General features: G+C 46.3%; 20 protein-coding genes. 6 read left to right on the top strand and 14 right to left on the bottom strand.

All coding sequences use genetic code 11. The features are described 5' to 3' along the window. Nucleotides 1-33: 33 nt before the first annotated feature. Complete coding sequence (locus ACMXYT_RS00905) at nucleotides 34-495, bottom strand: Lrp/AsnC family transcriptional regulator (protein ID WP_415883132.1); 462 nt, start codon at nucleotides 493-495, stop codon at nucleotides 34-36. 383 nt (nucleotides 496-878) lie between these two features. Between ACMXYT_RS00905 and putP the strand changes: the two genes are divergently transcribed. Next, a complete protein-coding gene (putP, locus tag ACMXYT_RS00900; RefSeq protein WP_415899800.1) occupies nucleotides 879-2,345 on the top strand; it encodes a sodium/proline symporter PutP in 1,467 nt (488 codons plus the stop codon). Between the two features lie 224 nt (nucleotides 2,346-2,569). After that, nucleotides 2,570-6,190: a bifunctional proline dehydrogenase/L-glutamate gamma-semialdehyde dehydrogenase PutA gene (gene putA / locus ACMXYT_RS00895; RefSeq protein WP_415911748.1), complete on the top strand. Its 3,621-nt coding sequence runs from the start codon at nucleotides 2,570-2,572 to the stop codon at nucleotides 6,188-6,190. A gap of 126 nt (nucleotides 6,191-6,316) precedes the next feature. On the opposite strand, the gene ACMXYT_RS00890 is transcribed toward putA, so the two are convergent. The 10 genes from ACMXYT_RS00890 to ACMXYT_RS00845 all read right to left on the bottom strand — a co-directional run bounded on the left by ACMXYT_RS00890 (nucleotide 6,317) and on the right by ACMXYT_RS00845 (nucleotide 15,670). Next, complete coding sequence (locus ACMXYT_RS00890) at nucleotides 6,317-8,824, bottom strand: EAL domain-containing protein (RefSeq protein ID WP_415899798.1); 2,508 nt, start codon at nucleotides 8,822-8,824, stop codon at nucleotides 6,317-6,319. A 241-nt stretch (nucleotides 8,825-9,065) separates the two neighbouring features. Then, nucleotides 9,066-9,797, bottom strand: a complete 732-nt coding sequence (trmB, locus tag ACMXYT_RS00885; protein WP_415889909.1) for a tRNA (guanosine(46)-N7)-methyltransferase TrmB — start codon at nucleotides 9,795-9,797, stop codon at nucleotides 9,066-9,068. A gap of 93 nt (nucleotides 9,798-9,890) precedes the next feature. Further along, nucleotides 9,891-10,685, bottom strand: a complete 795-nt coding sequence (locus tag ACMXYT_RS00880) for a thiazole synthase (RefSeq protein ID WP_415899797.1) — start codon at nucleotides 10,683-10,685, stop codon at nucleotides 9,891-9,893. 59 nt (nucleotides 10,686-10,744) lie between these two features. After that, entirely contained in the window at nucleotides 10,745-10,945 is a 201-nt protein-coding gene (gene thiS / locus ACMXYT_RS00875; RefSeq protein WP_415899796.1) for a sulfur carrier protein ThiS, read from the bottom strand. A gap of 4 nt (nucleotides 10,946-10,949) precedes the next feature. Then, nucleotides 10,950-11,330: a DUF423 domain-containing protein gene (locus tag ACMXYT_RS00870; protein ID WP_415899795.1), complete on the bottom strand. Its 381-nt coding sequence runs from the start codon at nucleotides 11,328-11,330 to the stop codon at nucleotides 10,950-10,952. A 113-nt stretch (nucleotides 11,331-11,443) separates the two neighbouring features. After that, a complete protein-coding gene (gene rpoH, locus ACMXYT_RS00865) occupies nucleotides 11,444-12,298 on the bottom strand; it encodes an RNA polymerase sigma factor RpoH (protein ID WP_415883124.1) in 855 nt (284 codons plus the stop codon). A gap of 150 nt (nucleotides 12,299-12,448) precedes the next feature. Continuing rightward, nucleotides 12,449-13,480: a permease-like cell division protein FtsX gene (gene ftsX / locus ACMXYT_RS00860; RefSeq protein ID WP_415899794.1), complete on the bottom strand. Its 1,032-nt coding sequence runs from the start codon at nucleotides 13,478-13,480 to the stop codon at nucleotides 12,449-12,451. Continuing rightward, on the bottom strand, nucleotides 13,473-14,132 hold the full coding sequence (gene ftsE, locus ACMXYT_RS00855; protein WP_415899793.1) for a cell division ATP-binding protein FtsE: 660 nt from the start codon (nucleotides 14,130-14,132) through the stop codon (nucleotides 13,473-13,475). The genes ftsX and ftsE overlap by 8 nt, the downstream gene beginning before the upstream one ends. Nucleotides 14,133-14,151: 19 nt before the next feature. After that, nucleotides 14,152-15,474: a signal recognition particle-docking protein FtsY gene (gene ftsY, locus ACMXYT_RS00850; RefSeq protein ID WP_415899792.1), complete on the bottom strand. Its 1,323-nt coding sequence runs from the start codon at nucleotides 15,472-15,474 to the stop codon at nucleotides 14,152-14,154. 61 nt (nucleotides 15,475-15,535) lie between these two features. Next, entirely contained in the window at nucleotides 15,536-15,670 is a 135-nt protein-coding gene (locus tag ACMXYT_RS00845) for a hypothetical protein (RefSeq protein WP_415883120.1), read from the bottom strand. Between the two features lie 114 nt (nucleotides 15,671-15,784). On the opposite strand from ACMXYT_RS00845, the gene ACMXYT_RS00840 reads away from it, so the two are divergent. After that, nucleotides 15,785-16,978, top strand: coding sequence for a hypothetical protein (locus tag ACMXYT_RS00840; protein ID WP_415899791.1), 1,194 nt, complete (start codon nucleotides 15,785-15,787; stop codon nucleotides 16,976-16,978). Between the two features lie 10 nt (nucleotides 16,979-16,988). Beyond that, on the top strand, nucleotides 16,989-17,603 hold the full coding sequence (rsmD, locus tag ACMXYT_RS00835; protein ID WP_415904882.1) for a 16S rRNA (guanine(966)-N(2))-methyltransferase RsmD: 615 nt from the start codon (nucleotides 16,989-16,991) through the stop codon (nucleotides 17,601-17,603). 8 nt (nucleotides 17,604-17,611) lie between these two features. On the opposite strand, the gene ACMXYT_RS00830 is transcribed toward rsmD, so the two are convergent. Next, nucleotides 17,612-18,865: a M48 family metallopeptidase gene (locus tag ACMXYT_RS00830; protein WP_415899789.1), complete on the bottom strand. Its 1,254-nt coding sequence runs from the start codon at nucleotides 18,863-18,865 to the stop codon at nucleotides 17,612-17,614. A gap of 199 nt (nucleotides 18,866-19,064) precedes the next feature. Here ACMXYT_RS00830 and coaD point away from each other — a divergent pair, with 199 nt between their 5' ends. Next, on the top strand, nucleotides 19,065-19,544 hold the full coding sequence (gene coaD, locus ACMXYT_RS00825) for a pantetheine-phosphate adenylyltransferase (protein WP_415886550.1): 480 nt from the start codon (nucleotides 19,065-19,067) through the stop codon (nucleotides 19,542-19,544). 30 nt (nucleotides 19,545-19,574) lie between these two features. Further along, entirely contained in the window at nucleotides 19,575-19,823 is a 249-nt protein-coding gene (locus ACMXYT_RS00820) for a YfhL family 4Fe-4S dicluster ferredoxin (RefSeq protein ID WP_415899788.1), read from the top strand. A gap of 72 nt (nucleotides 19,824-19,895) precedes the next feature. Here the strand turns inward: ACMXYT_RS00820 and ACMXYT_RS00815 are convergent, their stop codons facing one another. Together ACMXYT_RS00815 and ACMXYT_RS00810 are read right to left on the bottom strand one after the other, a co-directional pair. Further along, complete coding sequence (locus tag ACMXYT_RS00815; RefSeq protein WP_415899787.1) at nucleotides 19,896-22,712, bottom strand: DUF6701 domain-containing protein; 2,817 nt, start codon at nucleotides 22,710-22,712, stop codon at nucleotides 19,896-19,898. Nucleotides 22,713-22,724: 12 nt separating this feature from the next. Next, nucleotides 22,725-23,246 carry a DUF501 domain-containing protein gene (locus ACMXYT_RS00810; RefSeq protein ID WP_415899786.1) on the bottom strand — a complete coding sequence of 174 codons (522 nt, stop codon included), beginning with the start codon at nucleotides 23,244-23,246 and terminating at the stop codon, nucleotides 22,725-22,727. Nucleotides 23,247-23,293: the final 47 nt, after the last annotated feature.

The raw sequence follows: 23,293 nt of genomic DNA, 5'->3' as shown, positions 1-23,293 counted from the left end.
TAGCAGAGTTTTTTGAATAGAAAAGGGGGGTAATCAAATCAGCTTAGAAGCCACATCCTTCACATCTTCCATCACAACAAAGGTGCTGGTTTGCTTAACAAATGGCAGATTGGAAATCTTTTCACCGAGCACTTCTCTATAGCTTTCGATATCGGACGTACGCACTTTTAACAGGTAATCGAAATTAGCTGCAATCATATGGCACTGTTCAATTTCAGGGATGGCGCGTACCGCTTCATTAAAGGCTTGCAGCGCTTTGGTTTTGGTATCTAGCATCGTCACTTGAACAAAAGCGATATGTTTAGAACCAAGCTTCTTCTGATCGATCAGGGTGGTATAACCCATGATATAACCAAGCTCTTCCAAGCGTTTCATGCGCACTTGGCAAGGTGTTTTCGAAAGGCCAACACGCGAGGCTAATTCCGTAACCGTAATACGTGCATTCTTTTGCAGTTCGCGCAAAATCGCCATATCGAGTTTATCTAAATTTTCCATGACGGCGCTCCAGAAGCTTAAAGTCAAAACGTCCAAAATTGTGGCGAAAATATAGTGAATTCGACTCTCCATAACAAGTTGACTACTCTTTCTTATAGATTAAAAAGAGCTATACAGCGCGTTTATCTAGGCAAAAAACCATCAAATTAGAACAATCATCCGAATAAGCGAACAAATAAAGACCAATTGCCTAGAAAACAGCCAACTTTAGAGCATTTAACCAATGGAATACCGGTAAGCTTTCCGGTCGTTATACCCAAGCTTAACTACTGTCTTTTTCGCAACCAATGAAGGTAGAAAAGTCTGCAGCATAGCTAGCGCAGGAAGGTGTAACAGAGGATGGAACGATAATAAGCATAAACTATGACAAAGAGGTTTCTTAGATGGTAACCCTGACATTTATCCTATATCTGATGCTGATGCTGGCAATTGGTATTGTTGCCTATCGTCGCACTCAGGATCTGTCTGATTACGTGCTTGGTGGACGTAATCTAGGGCCGATCCCAAGTGCGTTGAGTGCAGGCGCATCAGATATGAGTGGCTGGCTGTTGATGGGCCTTCCTGGTTACGCAATGGCGGCTGGTTATGGCTCTTTCTGGTTGGCAGGCGGTCTACTAGTAGGCACTTGGCTAAACTGGCTGTTAGTAGCTCAGCGCCTACGTGTTTACTCACAACGTGCTGATGATGCACTAACACTACCTGCGTTTTTCGAAAAACGTTTTGAAGATCACAGCCACAGCTTACGCGTTATTTCTGCCGTATTTGTATTAGTTTTCTTCCTGTTCTACACCAGTTCTGGTCTAGTAGCCGGTGGTAAGCTATTTGAAACTGTATTCGGTTTTGATTACACCATTGCTGTTCTTGTTGGTGCTGCAGCTGTTATCTCTTACACCCTATTTGGCGGTTTCCTAGCGGTATCTTGGACAGACGTAGTTCAGGGCCTACTAATGGTTGGCGCTTTGATCTTAGTACCGTTGATCGCGATGGGTGAAATCGGTGGTTTGAGCGGCACGCTGGCAGCAGTCGAAGCGAAAAACCCTGAGCTCTTGAATATGTTTACCGATGCGGATGGTAAGAGCATCACGCTAATCGGTACGCTGTCCCTATTGGGCTGGGGTCTAGGTTACTTCGGTCAGCCGCATATTCTTGCGCGTTTCAAAGGCATCAAATCTAAAGAAGCGGTTCCAGCTGCACGTCGTATCGCAGTTATCTGGAGTGCGATCTCTATGGCGGGTGCCTGCCTAATTGGTTTGGCCGCTATCGGCTACCTACCAGACGGTTTGGGTGATAATGAAACTGTATTTATGGTGATGGTAGATGCACTATTCCACCCTGTAATCGCAGGTGTTCTACTGGCCGCTATCCTTGCCGCTGTAATGAGTACAGCCGATTCTCAGCTACTTGTGTCTTCTTCTGCTCTGGCTGAAGATTTCTACAAAGCGCTATTTAACAAAGATGCGACCCAAGAACAGTTGGTTCGCGTTGGTCGTATTGCGGTAATCGTTATCGCGCTGATCGCAACGTTCCTAGCGATGGATAAAGACTCTAAAGTTCTAGAGCTTGTATCTTATGCATGGGCTGGTTTCGGTGCAGCCTTTGGCCCAGCGCTAATCATGTCTCTGTACTGGAAGCAGATGACCAAAGGCGGTGCGCTTGCGGGCATCATCACTGGTGGTGTGACTGTGGTTGTGTGGAAGCAGCTATCTGGCGGTTGGTTTGATCTATACGAGATCATCCCAGGTATTATCTTTGCCTTCATCGCCATTATCGCGGTATCCAAAGTGACTCCAGCGCCATCAAAAGCTATCCAGCAACGCTTTGACGATGTAGAAGCAGAAATCAAAAGCTAACGAATAGAAAATAGATTTTTAAAAGCCCTAACTGCTTTGCAGTTGGGGCTTTTTTACACCCATCACAAAAAAGAACAAAAGCTCACAAAACAAACAAAATCCCACCAAGACACCCACTTAAAGCACAAAATAAAGAGAAATAAACCTCCACAACCACTTTTATAGATAAATCGACTATTTGAGCGCTTGTAAAATAACCCGATAGATTTAAGAGGTGGAAGATTATGAGCATCACAATCGAACAATGCCGTACAGCTATTCGTAATAACTATCTGGCAGACGAAGCAGCCGTTATCAACGGTTTGATTAATAACTCAGGTTTAAGCGAAACAGAGCGCAGCGCTATTTCAGCCAATGCTGCAGATCTGGTACGCAAAGTTCGATCTGAAAGCTCCCCTTCCATGATGGAAAAATTCCTTGCCGAATACGGCCTGACCACCAAAGAGGGTGTCGCGCTAATGTGTTTGGCAGAAGCACTGCTTCGTGTGCCAGACAGTCTGACTATCGACGCTCTGATCGAAGATAAAGTGGTGTCCGGTAACTGGAAAGGCCATTTAGGCCAATCCGCATCGTCATTAGTAAACAGCTCAACGTGGGCGCTACTCATCACGGGTAAGCTACTTAAAGAAGATGAAAAGAAGAGCATCGGCTCCACAGTCAAAGGCATGATCAAACGCCTTGGGGAACCGGTTGTGCGTACCGCCGTTGCCCAAGCGATGAAAGAGCTAGGCCGCCAGTTTGTACTTGGTCGCGACATCAACGAAGCCACCAAACGTGCAACAAAACTTGAGAAACAAGGCTATAGCTACTCCTACGATATGCTTGGTGAGGCTGCCCGAACTGATGCCGATGCAATCCGTTACCACCAAGCCTACTCACAAGCGATCAGTGAACTGACATCTGCTTGTGAAAGCAAAGATATCCGTCTTAACCCAGGTATTTCTGTAAAACTATCTGCTCTTCATGCCCGCTATGAAGTTGGCCAAAAAGCCCGTGTTATGCAGGAATTAGTAGAGCGTACCCTGACGCTAGCTTTGCAGGCGAAAGATGCCAATATGGGCTTCAATATTGATGCCGAAGAAGCTGATCGTCTCGACCTTTCACTTGATGTGATCGAAGCAGTTCTGGCAGATGAGCGCCTAGCAGGCTGGGATGGATTCGGTATTGTGGTACAAGCTTTTGGCCCTCGTGCCGCGCTTGTTCTGGACTGGCTGTATGCAACCGCTGAGCGTCTTGATCGTCGTATCATGGTGCGCTTAGTTAAAGGTGCTTACTGGGATGCAGAGATCAAACGCGCGCAAGTGCTAGGCCTAGATGGCTTCCCTGTATTTACCCGTAAAGTAAATTCCGACCTGTCTTACATGTGCTGTGCAGAAAAGTTGATGCAGATGACAGATCGCATCTATCCACAGTTCGCTACGCATAACGCCCATTCCGCTGCTGCGATTCTGTTCATGGCAAAAAAACATGATGTGGATAACTTTGAATTTCAGCGTCTACACGGCATGGGTGAATCACTGCACGATACAGTGTTGAAAGCAAACAATACTCGCTGCCGTATCTATGCACCTGTAGGTGCACACCGCGATCTGCTGGCTTACCTTGTTCGTCGTTTGCTAGAGAACGGCGCAAACAGCTCCTTTGTAAACCAGATTGTCGATAAGCGTATTACGCCTGAAGAGATCGCAACCGATCCATTTACCCAAGTATTGGAAAGCCATAACGCAATCAGCAACAACATGATTGCTAAACCTACCATGATTTTTGGTGACAAGCGTCTAAACGCCAAAGGCTGGGATATCACTGACCAAGTGACCTTAGAGCACCTAGAACCGGCTCGTGAGGCCTTCCAGAACACGCAATGGCACGCGAAGCCAATGATTGCAGGCGATGCAAGCAGCTCTGAAACGACTGAAATTCGTAACCCTGCCAACCCAGAAGATCTTGTAGGTCAAGTTACTGAAGCGAACGCTGAAGATATTGAAAGTGCGATCGTATCTGCAGAGCTAGGCTTCCAGCGTTGGTCAAAAACTGACGCTAGCGAGCGCGCCGCTTGCCTTCGCCGTGTAGCTGATCTATTTGAAGCCAATGCGCCTGAGCTGTTTGCTCTGGCGAGCCGTGAAGCGGGTAAAACACTACTTGATGCGGTAGGTGAGATTCGAGAAGCGGTCGACTTTGCCCGTTACTATGCAAATGAAGCGGAGAAACACGCAAACAGTGAAGCACGCGGCGTGATCACCTGTATCTCCCCGTGGAACTTCCCTTTAGCTATTTTTGCCGGTCAGGTTTTAGCAGGCATTGCATCAGGCAATAGCGTCATCGCTAAGCCTGCCGACCAAACACCTCTAATGGCTGCCCGCGCTGTTGCCTTGATGCATGAAGCCGGTATCCCAGAAGACGTTATCCAACTATTACCGGGCTCGGGCATCAATGTCGGCGCACCGCTGACCTCTGATCCACGCATCGCTGCAGTGTGCTTTACAGGTTCGACCTTAACTGCCCAGCGCATCAACAAAGTGATGGCGGAAAGCATGGCTCCGGATGCACCTCTAGTGGCTGAAACCGGTGGTATGAACGCGATGATCGTTGATTCCACAGCTCTTCCAGAACAGGTTGTACGCGATGTTCTGATGTCCTCATTCCAGAGCGCAGGTCAGCGCTGCTCTGCTTTACGAGTGCTTTATGTACAGGAAGATATTGCTGATAACCTACTAGAGATGCTGTTTGGCGCCATGGATGAACTACGCCTTGGCAACCCTTGGCTTCTAAGTACCGATGTGGGTCCAGTTATCGATGGTAACGCTAAAGCTAAGATTGATGAGCACTGCGCAAAATTTGCCGCAAAAGGCCAGATGCTTAAGAAACTCCATGCTCCAACAGACGGTACTTTTGTCGCGCCAGCAGTGCTGAAAGTTAATGGTATTGAAGAGATTGATGAAGAGATCTTCGGTCCTGTTCTACATGTCGCAACGTTTGCAGCAAAAGATCTAGATCAGGTAGTCGAATCGATCAACAGCAAAGGCTACGGTCTAACCTTTGGCCTACACACCCGTGTGGATAACCGTGTAGAGCGCATTATCAACCAAGTTAAAGTAGGCAACATTTACGTAAACCGTAACCAGATTGGTGCCATTGTCGGCTCTCAACCATTCGGCGGTGAAGGCCTATCAGGTACTGGCCCTAAAGCGGGTGGTCCACACTACGTTAAACGTTTCACTCGCTCAAATATTAGCAATAGCACAGAAGCACCAGCAGGCCAGGCAATTAACTCTGAAACACTGCACAAGATGATTCAACAACTGGGTCAAGCAGCCGCTAGTGAAGCGAAGGTTTCTGAGGAACAACTTGCTAACGTCTTTGCTGAACAGGCCTTTAAACTGCAAGGTCATTGTTCTGAAACTACAGAGATGCCAGGGCCAACAGGGGAGTTAAACCTTCTGTCCGAAACTGGGCGCGGTATTGTCCTTTGTCTAGGTCCCGATGCAGAAAGCGCTAAGAATCAGGCTGCAACGGCGCTCATGCAGGGCAATGCGGTAGTCATTATTGCTCAAGGTATCGCTGATCTGCTGAAACAGTGCACTGAGGCTGAACTGCCGGTGCAAGGTATGGTGGGGCAGTTATCGGCGGATGCCATGACTGACACTGATGGATTCGCTGCGATCTGCTGCAATGCCAGCACTGAAGCCCTAAAAGAGATTCGTCAGGCGCTCGCCGCTCGCGAAGGCGCGTTGCTGCCACTGATTACAGAACTGGATCAACCAGAACGTTTCGTCATGGAACGTCATCTGTGCATTGATACTACAGCTGCTGGCGGTAATGCCAGCCTAATCGCTACAGCCGGCTAAGACCGGCTTGAGCAAGTACCTTTCCACTTACTTCGATTTTTGATTCATGGGCAAAACTCGAAGACCTTTACCCCGGGGCTACCGCCATTCAGCCCCGGGGCCTTTTCATTCTAAATGAATAAATTCCTAAGCTTGGCTTCGATACCAATCGACAAATGTATCAGCGGGCATCGGCCTTGAGATGAGGTAACCCTGGATCTGGTTACAATTGAGCTCTCGCAGCAAACCAAACTGGGTCTCCGTCTCGATCCCTTCTGCAACCACTTCAAGTCCAATGGCCTGACTCATATCGATAATAGATGCCACTATGCTTAAATCGACCTCTGAGTCCTCAATATTAACCAAGAAACTACGATCTATTTTCAACACATCCAAAGACATATTACGGATATAGCTGAGACTGGAATAACCCGTACCAAAGTCATCAATAGCAATACGTACGCCTGCAGTTCTCAATATATTGATAGCTACGCGAGTCTCTTCTAAGCAATGCAAGAAACTGGTTTCCGTCAGCTCTACCGATAACAATCTAGATGGCAACTGGAACTCTTCTAGAACCTCTAAAATCTCTTCGGCTATATCTCGGCGCTGCATCTGCTTAGCAGACACATTGATTGCGACAGGAACCTCGTACCCCAGCTTCCACCAGCTAGAGCACTGACGAACCGCCTCTCTCAAAACGAAATAGCCGATTTGATCGATAACGCCTAAATCCTCAGCAAGTGGAATAAATTCATCAGGGGGAATAAAGCCTTGTTCAGGGTGATTCCAGCGAATTAACGCTTCGACACCAACGAGTTGGCGATCTGATGCTGTTACTTTGGGCTGGTAATACAGTTCAAACTGTTCTGCTTCGATAGCTCGGTGCAGATCATTTGCCATGCGATAACGTGATTTCACCAACTGGTGCTGTTCAGAGGAGAAGAATCGATAGCTATTGCGACCAAAATCTTTCGCCTGTTTAACGGCCACTTCGGCACACTGAAACAGATCTTCTGGTTCCGTTGCATCCGTAGGGAAGAAACTCACCCCGACGCTGACAGTCAGATTGATCTCCGTACCAGATACTAATATGGGCTGATTGATCGTAGATAGAAGACGATTTAAAAACTCGCTGACCGCTGTATTATCATCAACATCAGTGAGGATCATATTAAAGGAGTCACCACCAAAGCGGGCAACCGTATCGCCCTCCTCCAGAATAGACTCGACTCTACGGCCTACTTCACGCAATACCTGATCGCCTGCCTCAAGGCCGAAGCGATCATTTACCCTCTGAAAGAAATCTAAATCTAAAAAGGCTAAAGCAACTTGATGGTTGTGCTCTTGAGCATAGCCAAGCGATAAGTTCAGACGATCATTAAACAACTTACGATTAGGAAGGCGAGTAAGCTCATCAAAATAAGCCAAGCGCTTAATACGGGCTTCTGATTTCTTAATTTCTGTCAGATCGGAAAAAATAGACGCATATTGGCAAATTTCTCCCGCATCATTTTCCACCGCAGTGATAGTAAGCCACTCTGGATAAACTGTACCGTTTTTACGTTTATTCCAGATTTCACCCTGCCACTGTCCGTCACTCTGTAACGAAGCCCACATATCTTGATAGAAGGTTTTATCATGGCGACCCGAGCTTAAAATATTGGTATTTTTGCCCAGAACCTCCCACTCTTCATACCCTGTAATTTCCGTGAAGGCTGGGTTTACCCGCTGGATTTTTGCTTCCAGATCGGTCACTACAATCGCTTCCATAGAAGCGTTCATGACCTTATCTGCCAACTTGAGATTGTGTTGGGATAAAGCTAATGCCTGATCGCGCTCATTCAATAACTCTTTTAAGCGATAGACATAATCCATCTCAACATTGCGCAGAATGTCGCTATAAGAGATTAAACCAATAATCTCACCATCATGACGCTTAACACCGAGGTGATGAAAACTATGCTGACGAAATACTTTGCGGGCATTGTAGAGACTGAGGTCAGCTTCAACTGATACCAAATTGGCGGAAGCAAAATCTTTAAGCGGCAGATCCAAGTCACCCTCGGCCATACTCACCATCAAATCATTTTCGGTAAGAATGCCAACTATATCCTGACCATTACAGATTAAAGCAGCGCTATGACCTGTAGTTTCCAAACGCTCTACTGCTAAACGAACCGTCTCATGTTCAGGAATGATCAACGCATCTTTACTGATAATCTCAGAAACTGATCTTAAAAATAGATCATGCTCCACTCCCTGACTATTAACCACATCCGTCTCGGAAAGCATGCCGAAGATATCGTGGCTTTCATCTACAACCACTAAATGCCGAAAACCTTCTGCAATAAAACGTAAACCCGCTTCATCGATAGTAGCGGTCGTAGATACCGTACTCACAGGGGAAGACATGCAGGTAGAGACAGCAATCTGTTCTAAATCCTGCCCTGACACTGTGATCCGCATAATATCCCTGCGAGTAACAATGCCAACCGGCCGGTTTCCTTCGCAAATAACAACACAGCCGATGCAATGTTTAGCCATTAAACCTACGGCAGTAGATACCTTAGTATCTTCAGAACACACGACTAACTGTTGCTGCGCAACTTGACGCACCAAAAGGTGTTTCTGGGGATATGGCATGCTGGTCATTACGAACTTACTAACTCTACTTCATTTCAGATGAGCAATATTACTGAATAAAATTCGAACAATAAAACCACACAATTGATAAGGCTCTATGATATTGACCCGAGTCAAATAAACAGAAAAAACTCGAAGTAGAGCCTAAGGTTGGCCCCAGCATAAATGAGCATTTAGAGAGGCTAAAGCAGAGGGAGTTAAACAGGGAGGAAAGAGCATCCTCCCCGGGAAGCTAACAAATTCAGTCTAATCAGCTAAGCTTTTCAAACATAAGATCCCAAACACCATGACCTAAACGTTCGCCACGCTTTTGAAATTTAGTGACTGGACGCCACTTCGGCTGCGGCGAATATTCACCTTCACCAGCAACGTTTTGATAGCCCTCAGCGGCGCTCATAACTTCCATCATGTGCTCAGCATAATTTTCCCAATCGGTCGCCATGTGGAATACACCACCAACTTTCAATTTCTTGCGTAACGTCTGCGCAAATTCAGGCTGAACGATACGGCGCTTGTGGTGACGCTTTTTGTGCCATGGATCAGGGAAGAACAACTGAATGCAATCAAGGCTGCCATCTGGAATACACTGCGCCAATACTTCGATTGCATCATCACAGAATACGCGAATATTGCTTAAGCCTTCACGCTCTGCATTGCTTAAGATACGGCCTACACCTGGGCGATGTACTTCGATACCAATGTAGTTTTTCTCTGGCTGATCTTTTGCCATCTCAACCAGTGAGTCGCCCATACCAAAGCCGATCTCAAGTACAACCGGGGCATCGCGATTAAACACCTCAGTTAGATCTAACATCCCCTGTTTCAGCTCCAGACCCATTTGCGGCCATACATCTTCCATCGCTTTCTGCTGACCTTCGGTCATACGCCCAGCACGTAAGACAAAGCTTTTTACAGTACGCATATGCTTCTCTTCAGAAGCCTGCTCAGGGTTTTGCTGCTCGATGTTATTTTCTTCTGTCATCATCTGACCTAACTAAGTAAAACAAAACAGCCTGACATTGGGACGCCAGGCTGTATCGGAAAGTGTAGCCAAACCACCGTTAATTAGCGGCGATTATTTACCAACAATGGTTCCTTCCATTGGCGAAGAAGCACTCGCGTATTTCTTACGTGGCATACGGCCCGCCAAGAATGCTTCACGTCCAGCTTCAACCGCTTTACGCATAGCTGAAGCCATTAAAATAGGGTTTTGAGCACCGGCAATAGCCGAGTTCATCAATACCGCTTCACAACCCATTTCCATCGCTACCGCGGCTTCTGACGCAGTACCTACACCAGCATCAACCAATACCGGTACTTTGCAGTCTTCCATAATAACATTGATGTTATGTGGGTTAAGAATGCCCAAACCAGAACCGATCATAGAACCTAGTGGCATTATAGATACACAGCCTAGGTCTTCTAACTCTTTCGCTACGATTGGGTCATCACTGGTGTAAACCATTACTTTGAAACCATCACGTACCAGCACATCTGCGGCTTTGATTGTTTCAACAACATTTGGATATAAAGTTTTCTGGTCACCCAGTACTTCTAGCTTAACCAGATCATGACCATCCATCAGCTCACGTGCTAGCTTACAGGTACGGATCGCATCATCAGCATTAAAACAGCCTGCCGTGTTCGGAAGAATTGTGTATTTATCTGGAGAGATCACATCCAACAGATTTGGCTCATCTGGATTCTGACCAATATTAGTACGACGTACAGCCACGGTTACGATTTCAGCACCACTTGCTTCAATCGCCAAACGGGTTTCTTCCAGATCTTTATATTTACCTGTTCCGATTAGCAGACGAGAGTTAAAAGATTGGCCTGCGATTACTAGCGGATCATTTTCTAGGGACATGGTGTAATTCCAAATGCTCGTTATTATTTACTCTGGCTGTACTGCATCAAATGCTGAAATTAACCGCCACCAATGGCATGAACAATTTCAACACGATCTGATTCTTTTAAAACCGTCTCAGCATGCTGGCTGCGCGGAATAATTTCAAGATTAAGCTCAATCGCGATACGCTTTTCGCCTAACTCTAACTGCTCAACCAAACCTGTCAGGGTGATACCATCCTGCAACTGCAGCATCTCACCATTTACCTGAACCTGCATTGATCTATCTCCTACCTGAAGTCAGCGCTGCATACCCCAGCAACGCCCACCCGCAAAGGAACGCAACTCCACCTAGCGGTGTAACCATACCTAATGACCGCATCCCAGTTAACGCCATTAAGTACAAGCTGCCTGAAAACAACAGAATTCCAATCACAAATCCAATCGCCGCACGCTTAATCACTTTCATATCTAAACGCTCTGAAGCGAATGCCAAAACCAGCAACGCCAGCGCGTGATAAAAGTGATATTCCACACCGGTCTGGTACACAACATAGAGGGAAGGCTCGATCGAACCTTTAACTGCATGCGCACCAAATGCGCCTATAGCCACGGCTAAAAAGCCGAAAATGGACGCAATAAAAAGCAGTGGATGTGTATTCATGATGAACTCTGTTAAAACGAGTTCGGATTATACCGAATTTGCTACGGCCTTGCCGAATACTGCAGGCATAAAAAAACCGCTTAAAAGCGGCTTTTTTTACTCCAGAAAACGAATTACGCTTCCATGGAGACTCGAATCTTCTTCATCGCATTCTTTTCTAACTGACGAATACGCTCAGCGGATACTTCGTACTCTGCTGCTAGCTCGTGCAAGGTAGCTTTATCATCGGTTAACCAACGGCGCGCCAAGATATCTTTACTACGCTCGTCCAACTCAGACATCGCCGACATTAAACGACGCTGTGCATCCTGTTCCCAGTTCGCATCTTCCACCTGTAAAGATGGATCTGCACTTTTATCTTCTAGGTAGTGAGCAGGCGCCCAAGCAGCTTGCTCGTCATCTGCACCTTCCGGCGCATCAAACGCAGTATCAACAGAGGCCATACGACCTTCCATCTGACGTACTGTCTTAGCTTCTACACCTAGATCTTCTGCGATTAGATCAACCTCATCGTTGGTCATCCAACCAAGGCCTTTCTTCTTCGAACGCAGATTGAAGAACAACTTGCGCTGCGCTTTGGTCGTTGCAACTTTCACAATACGCCAGTTACGCAGAATAAATTCATGCATCTCAGCTTTTACCCAGTGCACGGCGAAAGAAACCAGACGTACACCCATCGTTGGGTCAAAGCGTTTAACAGCCTTCATCAGGCCAACGTTACCTTCCTGAATTAGATCGCCTAGAGGCAGACCATAACCAGAATACGTTTTAGCAACATGTACAACAAAACGAAGGTGAGACATAACCATCTGACGTGCAGCTTCTACGTCACCATCAAAGTGTAGGCGCTCAGCCAGAGAACGTTCCTCTTCAACGCTCAGCACAGGAATCGCCGTAACAGTCTGTACGTACGCATCCAGGTTCTGACCAGGAGAAAGGTTTTCAACAACTTGTAAGCTTGTGCCCATTAATGACCTCATATCATTCTGCTTTACACACCGCAGATATGACTTGTTTATAGTACAAAAGTTCCAACAAAATTCCGCTTCCTAAAAAGCGGGACCGAAAAATATAACGAGGAATAAGATAAAACGCAAATATGACGTTTAAATGACAGATTATTGCGGTTCAATGTCGCGAAGGTGACGGCTTACCGCGAGTTTAGCACCGACTAAACCAAGCAAGATTCCAGACGACAACAGAATTAGGCTATCTGAAAAACCTAAGCCCTGAAGCTCAAAATCACTTTGGTAAAGTGCTGCTAGCTGCCCAACAGGCTCATTCAGAAGTAGTAGACTGATCATTACAAACAACCATGCTAAGGCAGCCCCTAATAGACCAAACCAGAAACCAGTATAAATAAAGGGACGCTTAACCCAAGAGTCGGTCGCACCGACTAATTTTGCGACCTGAATTTCATCTTTGCGGTTTTCTATCGACAGGCGGATCGTGTTACCCACCACCAGCAAGACAGACAAGGCCAACAAAGCACCCAGAACCAGAACAACGCGGTTGGCGAGTTCAACAAACGAGGCTAAACGCTCAACCCAAACCATATCTAACACCACATCATCGACTTCAGGCATTTCCGATAAAGTCTGTTGCAGCTTTATTAGCGCTTGTTTCTGATTGTCTATGGGCTGTACCACAACAACCGCAGGCAGCGGATTGCTATCTAGAAAGCTTAAGATGTCAGCAAACTCCGACATCCGCTGAAACTCCAGCAAACCCTGCTCTTTAGTCACCAACTCGACAGCAGCTAGATCTGATCGCAGCAGCATGTTTTGGCTAAAGCGTTCGGCAGCCTCATCAGCAACCGAAGTTTTCAGATAGATAGAGATGCGCGGATCACCCTGCCACTGGCCGCTCAGATGATTAATATTCTTCAAACCAACGAACATAACGCCGGGCAACGCTAAGGCGATCGCCAATACCGCTAACGTCATTAAGCTCGGTAGAGGTGTCGCTTTTAAGCGCTTCAGCGAATCTTGCGCCGTCTTTTTATTATGACGTAGCCAGCTTTTTGCCTGAGCAACAAAGTCGATCTTATGACGAGCAGCACCTTTGGCTTGAGCAGGCGCCGGAGCTGCAGCTTCTACAGGCCGTTCTTGTCGAACTGCACCACGTCTTTTTGGTTCTCGATTAGCCATCGCGCAGCAACCTCCCCTGATCCAAAATCAAGGTGCGGTGACCCATGCGCGAGATCAAAGCCAAATCATGACTGGCGATCAAAACAGTCGTGCCATGGCGGTTAAACTCCATAAACAGACTCATAATCTCGGCAGATAACGTCGGGTCAAGGTTACCGGTCGGCTCATCGGCCAGCAGCAATTGCGGTTTGTGAACGATCGCACGGGCGATACCTATGCGCTGCTGTTCACCGGTAGATAAGGCAATCGGATTAAACTTCTCTTTATGTAGCAAGCCAACCTTATCCAAGGCAGCTCTTACACGCCGCCCCGTATCTTCCTCATCGTAACCGGAGATATGTAGTGGCAACGCGACATTTTCAAATACAGTGCGATCAAAGAGAAGCTGATGGTTCTGGAATACCACACCAATACGGCGGCGGTGGTAGGGAATATCTTCGCGGCTAAACTGTGCCAAGTCCTGTTGAGCAATAGAAACGCTGCCTCGCGTAGGGCGCTCCATCAACATGATCAGTTTGAGTAACGTACTTTTACCCGCGCCCGAATGACCGGTTAGAAACGCCATCTCGCCTCGTTGCAGCGTAAAGTTTACGTCTCTAAGCGCATCGTGCCCTTCGGGGTAACGTTTGCTTACATTCTCAAACTGAATCATGCGGAATTCCTTTCACGACTTAATCAAATAGCGCGTCTACAAATTCCTGAGATTTGAATGGACGAAGATCATCAATCTGCTCGCCAACACCAATAAAGCGGATCGGTAGGTCCATCTGTTTAGCGATAGCGAATATCACGCCACCTTTGGCAGTACCATCCAGCTTAGTTAGGGAGATGCCTGTCACGCCAACACTGTCTTTAAAGATCTTCGCTTGGCTCAAAGCATTTTGACCAGTACCGGCATCAAGAACCAACATCACTTCATGCGGCGCTTCTGGAGAGAGTTTCTGCGTTACACGGACAACTTTTTCCAGCTCTTGCATTAGGTTGTCTTTATTCTGCAGACGACCTGCTGTATCAGCGATCAATACATCAACGCCTTTAGCCTGAGCTGATTGCACCGCATCGTAAATAACAGATGCAGAATCAGCACCGGTGTGCTGTGCCACAACAGGAACATCGTTGCGCTCACCCCATACCTGCAACTGCTCAACAGCCGCCGCACGGAACGTATCACCTGCAGCTAACATCACTGACTTACCTTCGCTCTGGAAGCGTTTCGCCAACTTACCAATCGTAGTTGTTTTACCTACGCCGTTTACCCCTACCATCAGGATAACGTAAGGCTTGTTATTACATTCTACTTTTAACGGCTCTTCAGAGCGGTGTAGCAGGCTCGCAAGTTCCTCTTTAAGCGCCTCTTGTAATGCTTGCGCATCGCCTAGCTGTTTACGTTCTACCTTATCGGTTAGACGCTGGATAATGTCAGATGTCGCTTCAACACCAACATCAGCCATCAATAGAAGGGTTTCGATCTCTTCTAACAGATCATCATCGATCTCTTTCGCACCAAGGAAAAGGTTACCCAACTGCTCCGTTAGGTTCGCCTTGGTCTTGCTCAAACCAGATTTAATACGTGAGAAGAAACCTTTTTTCTCTTGTTTCTCTTCAACAGGCTTTTCTACAGGCGCTGGAACTGGTGCTTCCACTTCTGGCTCGACCTGAGGTTCGTCAGCCACTTCAGCTACAGGCTCTGCTGCTGGCGCTTCTTCCGCAGGTTGTAATTCTTGTGCAGGCTCAACGGCTTCTGAAGATTCAACCACAGTTTCAACGGCTGCTTCTCCAACTGGCTGCTCAACCGGAGCCTCTTCCTGAACTTCTTCTTTAACAGCTACAGGCGCTGATTCTTGAGCGGCCGCGGCAGGTTCAGCAACAGGCTGCTCAGGCGCAGGCGCTGCGGCCTCAACTTCAACCTTCTCAACATCCTGTTCTTGAGTCTGCAGATTCTTTTCTTCTTCCGCAGGCTTACCACCGAACATGGATTTCAATTTCTTAAACATTTAACTTCCTCATACAGCCGCCAAATGATTCGGCCACTGGTTGATATAATTCTGCACTTATTTATTCAGCTGAGTCGTCGCTACTCAAATAGCGATAGATTCCCGCAAGCACTAATGCGGTGATCACAACACCTGCGTAAGCGATGTAATCAGTATTCCAGCCTTCGGTAACAAACCATTTTTGTAAACTCAGCATGATTTTCCGTTCTCATACGGCATATTATTTGGGTGATAATGGCCAATAAAATCCAGCAGTCCACCCACAAAGTCTGGTATCTTATCACAGTGATTTGGTACAGAGACTACCCTTATGACAAATGAATACCGTCCCCTGTTTAATCGTAAATATTTGATCGGCCTCGTATGGTTCAGTTTGATCGCCATTATGATCCTTTCATCTATGGGACCAGGAGCAGTCAAATACCATGATATCGAGTCAAATGAGGCACGAACACTTAGCTGGATGGAGTTAGATGACCAGCCAATTACGTTGGTTTTACTGCTGCCTACGCGCCCTGCTTTTAACTCGACTCAGCGACAACTGCAGCAGCTTCAAAGTCAGATTTTACAACAGCGCTTAAATGCACTGGCTAACCCGACTTATAGCTATCATGTGTTACCTCGACAAGATCGCATCGAAGTTACGCTTCGCTGGTCTTCAACGCAAGAATTACCTGACCTGAAATCGATCTGGAGCGCGCTAAGTCAACCGGTCGAAAGTGCTCGTTGGCAGGATCAACTTAAAACCATTCAGGCGCGCCAATATCTAGATGGCCAAAACAGCGAACAGCAGATCATTAATCACTTTTATGAGCGCTTGCAGCCAAGCAATCGCATGACAGTGTTGGGCAACCTCAGTCGCAGCTTTAACATCATGTTCCAAAACCCACGCTTTGCATTGAGTGGTGAAGGGGCTGAAGATCTCGTTTCAGCAATTGAAGATAGCCTTCCGCAACAGCAAAGTGATCAAAACGCAGCGCTGATTTCAGCCAGCCCTCAGTTTATCCAGCACGGTGAAAGTACGGATCAACGCTTCCGCTTATTGGTTGGTACGCTCATTCCCGCTCGCGACTCGAAAGATTTCGTCCAAGAGAGGTTAAGCGCTCAAGTTCTTCAAGACCTGCTTAGTCAACAACAAACACAGTACAATCTTAATTTCCGAATGCTTTGGGCCGCTCTGAGTGATACCGGTTACCGTGCGCTGATTATTGATGGTGTGCAAAATCCAGGTCCAGTATTGCCCCAGCTTAGTCAGATGATTACCGAAGATCTGGTAGAAAAAAGCCAACAGAACTTAGCGTCTCAATGGCATGACAATATGCGCGATATCGCTAACCAAGTTCAAGCACTTAATCTGATTGCGTTCTACCGTTTGCCGGAAGACACATTGGAGACCTATGCGGAGCAGGTTTTAGATCAAGATACCGATCAAGTAATCGAACTCGCGCGCAAAGCCTTACAGGCAGATAAACAAATCAGTATCCTTCAATCTCCCTCGCTTTAAAGGAAAGACCATGGGCCGTCGCAACCCTCCTCGCAAACAGGCGAATAAGACAGATACCCCCCGTTCGCAACTACGTATTATCGGTGGCGAATGGCGTGGCCGAAAGATAGAGTTTTTTACCGTCGATGGTTTACGCCCTACACCGGACAGAGTAAGAGAAACCTTATTTAACTGGATTCAATCCTCGGTGCCGGGTGCGCAATGCTTAGACTTATTCAGCGGTAGTGGTGCACTTGGTCTGGAAGCTTTATCTCGGGGCGCTGGCAGTATGACCTTTATCGATCTAAACCCGACCACGTCCAGAAAGTTGAAAGACAATATCCAGTTTTTAAAGTGTCAGAATGCCGAAGTCGTTCAGGCCAATGTACTTGAGTGGCTACAAAGCAGAAAAACTGATTGCGAGCAGCGTTATGACTTGGTGTTCCTAGATCCGCCTTTCCGCCAGGATCTTATCGCGCCGTGCTGCGAATTACTGGAAGCGCACAACCTGTTATCAGAAAACGCTCTTATTTACGTTGAAAGCGAGTCAGAACTACATCACCCACAGATACCTAGTCACTGGCATGAGCATAGACAAAAAACGGCAGGCCAAGTGACCTACCGTTTGTATATGCGTAATAGTTAGCCAGTGAACTAATAAGCTGGCTGTACGTCGTCTAGGTAGAAGCTAGCTTCATATTTTTTCAGATCATTCACATGTAGATCTTTCGGGAATTCAAAGCGGGCAGCAAATACCTGCCCCGGTTTGATATAACCTTTAACGTGATCAACATAACGTTCAATCTTGCCATTACGTTTTAGGTACATCCCCATCACCATATCTTTTAGAACCGGCCCTTGCACTGCATAACGCCAACGAGTTTCTAGCACATGGTTACCGGCTTTACGTGAAGACTCTAACTTCAAACCATTCTGCACTGCTTTTACAAAACGCGCTTGATTCTGCTGGCGACGCTCCTCTACTTTAGCTTCCTGATGCTGAACATAAGCCCCGAGTGCTGTAGAGAGCAAAGCAGCAACGCCACCGCCGTCACCTGCGGCTACCTCATTGCTATTTTTGCGCCACAGCACATTATTATCCAACAACTGAGCTGAGCGAGGGTTAATATGGCCTTTGCGGTAATAAGGCATTACAGCCTTACCGACTTTATAAGCCTCTTTATAACGTTCAGCATTTACAGGGTGATCATGATGGAAAAGGGCTCGGGCATTACCTTCCGCAGCATACTTCCTTTGCCAAATACGGCTAGCCGCTAGAGGATCATAACCAGCCAATGCAGCGTACAAGATACCAATGCGATCAGCCTCACGTTCACTTTCATGGGTAAAAGCAGCTTTGTAACCACTACGACGCGCGGAATTCGAACCGGCTAATGCACTGATCTGAGCATGTGTCTGGCGTTCATAGACGTGGTTCGCCACTGTATGTGCGATCTCATGGGCAACAACTGCAGCCAATTCTGCGTCGTCTTTAAGATCAGTCATCAACATAGAGTGCACGACAATATAAGTGCCCCCAGTGGTGAATGCGTTAAAAGAATCGCGCTTGATCAGGATAGGTTCCCAGCGCTCATTTTTGAGATGAGAGATCTGATGAATACGGTCAAATATTCGCACCAAGCGTAGGTATTGGCTACGACTCACTGCAGCATTTACGGGTCTCTTATGCTTCTTCTCATTGGCAATGATTTTTTCAACATAGGCGTTACCCTGCTGAATTTGAGCAGAGCGATTCGCCATACTCAAACTGCGCTGTCCTGTGACTCTATCCTTTTCACTGACAGATTCAGCAACTTGATAAAGCCCTCTATCCACCTTTTGTAAGGTCTGACAGCCTGCTAGCCCAAGAACAAACGCGAATACAGCACAAATACGCAACCAAGACATCTTTGTAATACCCTTAAAACCTATATAGTTATTAGTAATAAAAAATAAATTTCTTATAACCGATACAAATCAAACCATTCCATTATAGTATTTGTACCGCCCGTGCAATTCAGATAATATGCCGCACTTGCTAAACTGCTATTTTATTAGGCCTGAACAATATAGGCACTAATTAGACATCAACTGCTGTGAACCAGATATGAATACAGCCGTATACCCAGGAACATTCGATCCAATCACCAATGGTCATTCGGATCTAATTGAGCGTGCATCTAAACTTTTCGATAAAGTTGTTGTTGCTATCGCCGAAAGCCCTAAGAAGCGACCACTGCTGGAATTAGAAACTCGAGTAGCTTTGGTAGCCGAGGTAACTGCACACCTCGACAATGTAGAAATTGTCGGCTTTGATTGTCTACTAGCAGAGTTACTAGAGCAACAGAACGCAAATATTATTCTACGTGGATTACGTGCTGTTTCGGATTTTGAGTACGAGTTTCAACTCGCAGCGATGAACCGACATCTAGCACCGAACGTAGAAAGTATATTTTTAACACCAGCGGAACATTTATCTTTCGTTTCCTCCACGCTGATCAGAGAGATCTCCAGCCTGGGCGGGGATGTAAGCAAATTTGTTCATCCGTCGGTGTCCAAGGCCCTGATTGAGCACCAGCGCCTGTAAATTTACTTTTATGACAGTGAGGTAGTCATCATGGCATTGATCATTACTGACGAATGTATCAACTGTGACGTATGTGAGCCGGAATGTCCGAACGAGGCCATCTCTCCGGGTGACGAAATTTATGAGATTGAACCATCTAAATGTACTGAGTGCGTAGGCCACTACGATACTCCTCAGTGTGTTGAAGTTTGCCCAGTTGACTGTATCCCTAAAGATCCAGATCACGAAGAAACTGAAGCAGAACTTATGGAAAAATATAAGGCTCTGACTGGTTCATAAGACCGGTATTCAGAATTAAAAAAAGCAGGCATTAGCCTGCTTTTTTATTGGATCATTTCCAGCTTCCCAGCATTATTGAAAACGTTCCTGCCAAAAGATCATTCGATCATTACCACGGGCACGGCCAAAAGTGATAATCGCATCAGGCACACTAATGTCGTTAGCATTACCATCCTGATCCCAATCGTATCGTAGCCAATCATCGATCGAGGTCAGACCTATAGGGAAGTAACCGGTATTGTCATTCCCGCCAGTGCCTGCACCTGGAGCCGTAAATATCAGGCTGAAATCCCCCGAGGCCGCATCACTATTTGTGCCATTGATGCTTAAATTGCCTACAGTGCTACCATCACCCACAGTCACAGTTCGATCTGCAGTGACACTGCTAATTGGATTTCCGTCATAGCTTATGTTCGCTAATGGAATAGTTGCACAACTATCATCAGTGTTACGTACAAATGTCGTGCCGTCCCAATACTGAACTTCAAATGGCACGGGAAGGTCTTGTGTTTCCGGGCCATGTACTGAGCTAATGCTAACCCGCCCATACAAAATCGTTAATGGATCACCCACCTCAATGGACTGACAACTGCCTGAACAATCCCCTGAACTATCAACCGACATGTTTTTTAAACTATCCAAAAAGTCACGACTATCTGGTTCTGATTCAAGACTAAGCCCCAGCTGCAAACCATAAAAGGGACCATCAGGCAGACCTGCATTTCCGCCATTGCGTGTAAAGATCACATTTTTTAATTCATTATCTGAAGCACTGGTTCGATCAATAACGCCTGACTCCCAACCGGAAAGCGACTCCGACACTACTATCCGATCACTCAAATCAATACCATCATCATTATTCTCAGCTTTAACCACTAAGGAACCGGTGCCTATGGTGTAAAGAACCAAATCGTAATTTTCAGTTATTTCTTCATTGAGCGCTCGAGCTTCCACCCTATATTCAAATGCGTTGAAAGGTTCCTGCATGTAAGTAAAACTGCCAACAGCAGAACAAGCCGCCGTTACACCATCATCACTCATCACAAAGTGATCTGGATAAAATCGACCTATTTTTGTCGCTACACTCTGAATATCATCAGCCTCAAGATAAGAGGATAAATTTGCCATCAGGTTCATGCTACCCACCTCATCATAGTTAAGCGTTGCGGTAACATCTGCCCCATTGCGATTACTAAAAGTATCCAACAAAGGAGTAACTGTTCCTGATAATATCCCTGGACTTCCATCAGCTGGGGTAAATGATTCGACACTGAGGCTTACTGTACCAGTGAAGTTTGGTGTAATGCCGTTATCAGTAACATCAGCATCACCGTCAGGGATACCATTTGTATCCGCATCATCCTCGGCTTGGTATAGGTAAGCATTGATATCGACAGTAAAATCGCTACCCGCCGAGGTAAATGCATCACCACCGGTTTCATCTCCCCCCGGATTGCTGAGTCCTGCTACTATAGACGGAAATCCAAAAGCAAAAGGCCTAACAACGAAAAGGGGAGACGAGCCTGTTAATACCGCACCGGTATCCGCCGTATAACTAGCATGCAATTGCATCTGACCTGCATCGTTATAGGTAAATGAGAAGGGAGCTTTCGCGTCTGAACCAAAGAGCATTTCAACTGAGGTATAGCTAGCAGGAGTAGTTGGTGAGGCCGAATGGGTCACAATATTGTTGGTTTCATTGCCCGTGAAACTAAAAGTTTGCCCCGCACACGTCGAAGGATTTTCACATTGCGCAGCAAAATTTATGTCCACCGCCTCTGAAGGGCTAAATAATGTCCCGCACGCTGTAGGATTTTCATCGTCTACAGTAATCGCCTGAAGATATAGAGTTTCATTATTGGGAGCTGTATTAGATCCCTTACCTGCTATTTGTGTTGGTATAATTTCATTACCATCACTGTCAATAAAACGAAATTCGGTTGTATCAAAAGTAATACTTGGATCATCCGCAGCATCTGCACTGCCGCTCTTTTCCGTAATACTGCCATCTGTAACATCAAATCCGAACGTACCAGTACCCGTAAAGCTGTAACTTAATACCACAGAAGCTTCATTAGAACCGAAGGTATAAGTCGCCTCACCATCATCCGAGCTTCCATTACTAAAACTGCCTGAGCCCGATTTAAGAGCCCAGTTACCAGCAACATTTGTAGCACTGACAGTTATTGAGGCACCATCGGCGGATATAGTTGCATGACTAGAATCATGAGCTGTTATCGCCACATCCTCGGCCACACAACCAATACCTGTTCCAGAGTGCGAGATTGAATAATGGTCTATATCCGATTCATCACCATCATTACTGGATCCTGGGGTAGGATCTCCTACTTCTTCGAAGTCCCCACTCCCATTAGGCTTACGTGCAAAAATAACCTTATTACTTCCACCACCTGACAATTCATTAGAACAGGAATCCGGCACATCCCAATATTGAGCTTTCTTACAGCTATCCTTACAGAAATGAACATAATCCAAAATAAGGCCATCTGCATCGACGAGTGCAACTTCCCATTCATTGGAGTTCAAGGTCTGTGCCGAACTAAGATATTCAACCGGATTATAAACAGTGATGCCATTATCAGCAGGAGAAGAAAACTTATCAAAGGAACCAATCAAAAAATTTCCAACGCCATATGATACACAGGAAGGTGTTTTCCCTCCCTCATTAGTACATAAGCGCCAACCAGCAACGTCAACAGGTTCAGAGCCTATCAAAATTGTTTCGACATATTTTATTGGCCCAGCAGTGCCTTGGGGCACAAGTTCGTTTATTCGTCCTGACGGATCGCTATGGCATACTGCGGCATGAAGAAGAACAGGCTGTAGCAGAGCAACTATTAGCAGGGATATTCTATAAACGAACGTCATTAGGATATTTACCTAAATTAATGCAGAATCAATTTTTGAATGTAATTCATACCGCTCATCCAAAATCCGCCCAATCGCACTACCCTGCGCTAAGTGATAAGCATACTGCATATGTAAGCAGCGGATTTTGTCCCATTGAGAGATACCACCAATCCCATACTTACTATACAGCGGTGTGAAACCTAATTCCTCGATACGCTGTTTCTGCTCTTCAGAAGCAGAAGCCCAACGAAGATCGACATAACGCTGCTGATCCGCTAAGTGCTCAGCACGAAGCGTTTCGTTATCGATCAGCTCTTGTTCCAGCTCTTTAACCGCACCTGCTGTTTCTATCTCAGCGATAGCTTGATAGATATCCTTACTGGCCATCCAATAAAGCGTTGGGAAAGGTTTATCATCAACCAAAAGATCCATCTGCAAAACCAATGGAATCTCTTGATCGTTTTGCACAGCAATACCCGCTAAACCACGAGGCTCACGGCCCAACTGCTGTCGAATAATTTCTAACTGCTTTTCACTGGGTGAAATCAACACTACTACTCTCTATCTGTGACAAGCGAATGAATAGATTAATCTGTTTA

This window comes from Neptuniibacter sp. QD37_11, assembly GCF_047778105.1.
In the GTDB taxonomy this organism is placed as follows: domain Bacteria; phylum Pseudomonadota; class Gammaproteobacteria; order Pseudomonadales; family Balneatricaceae; genus Neptuniibacter.
Note: the sequence above shows the minus strand (reverse complement) of the source record. Positions and strands in the feature narration are given on the sequence as shown.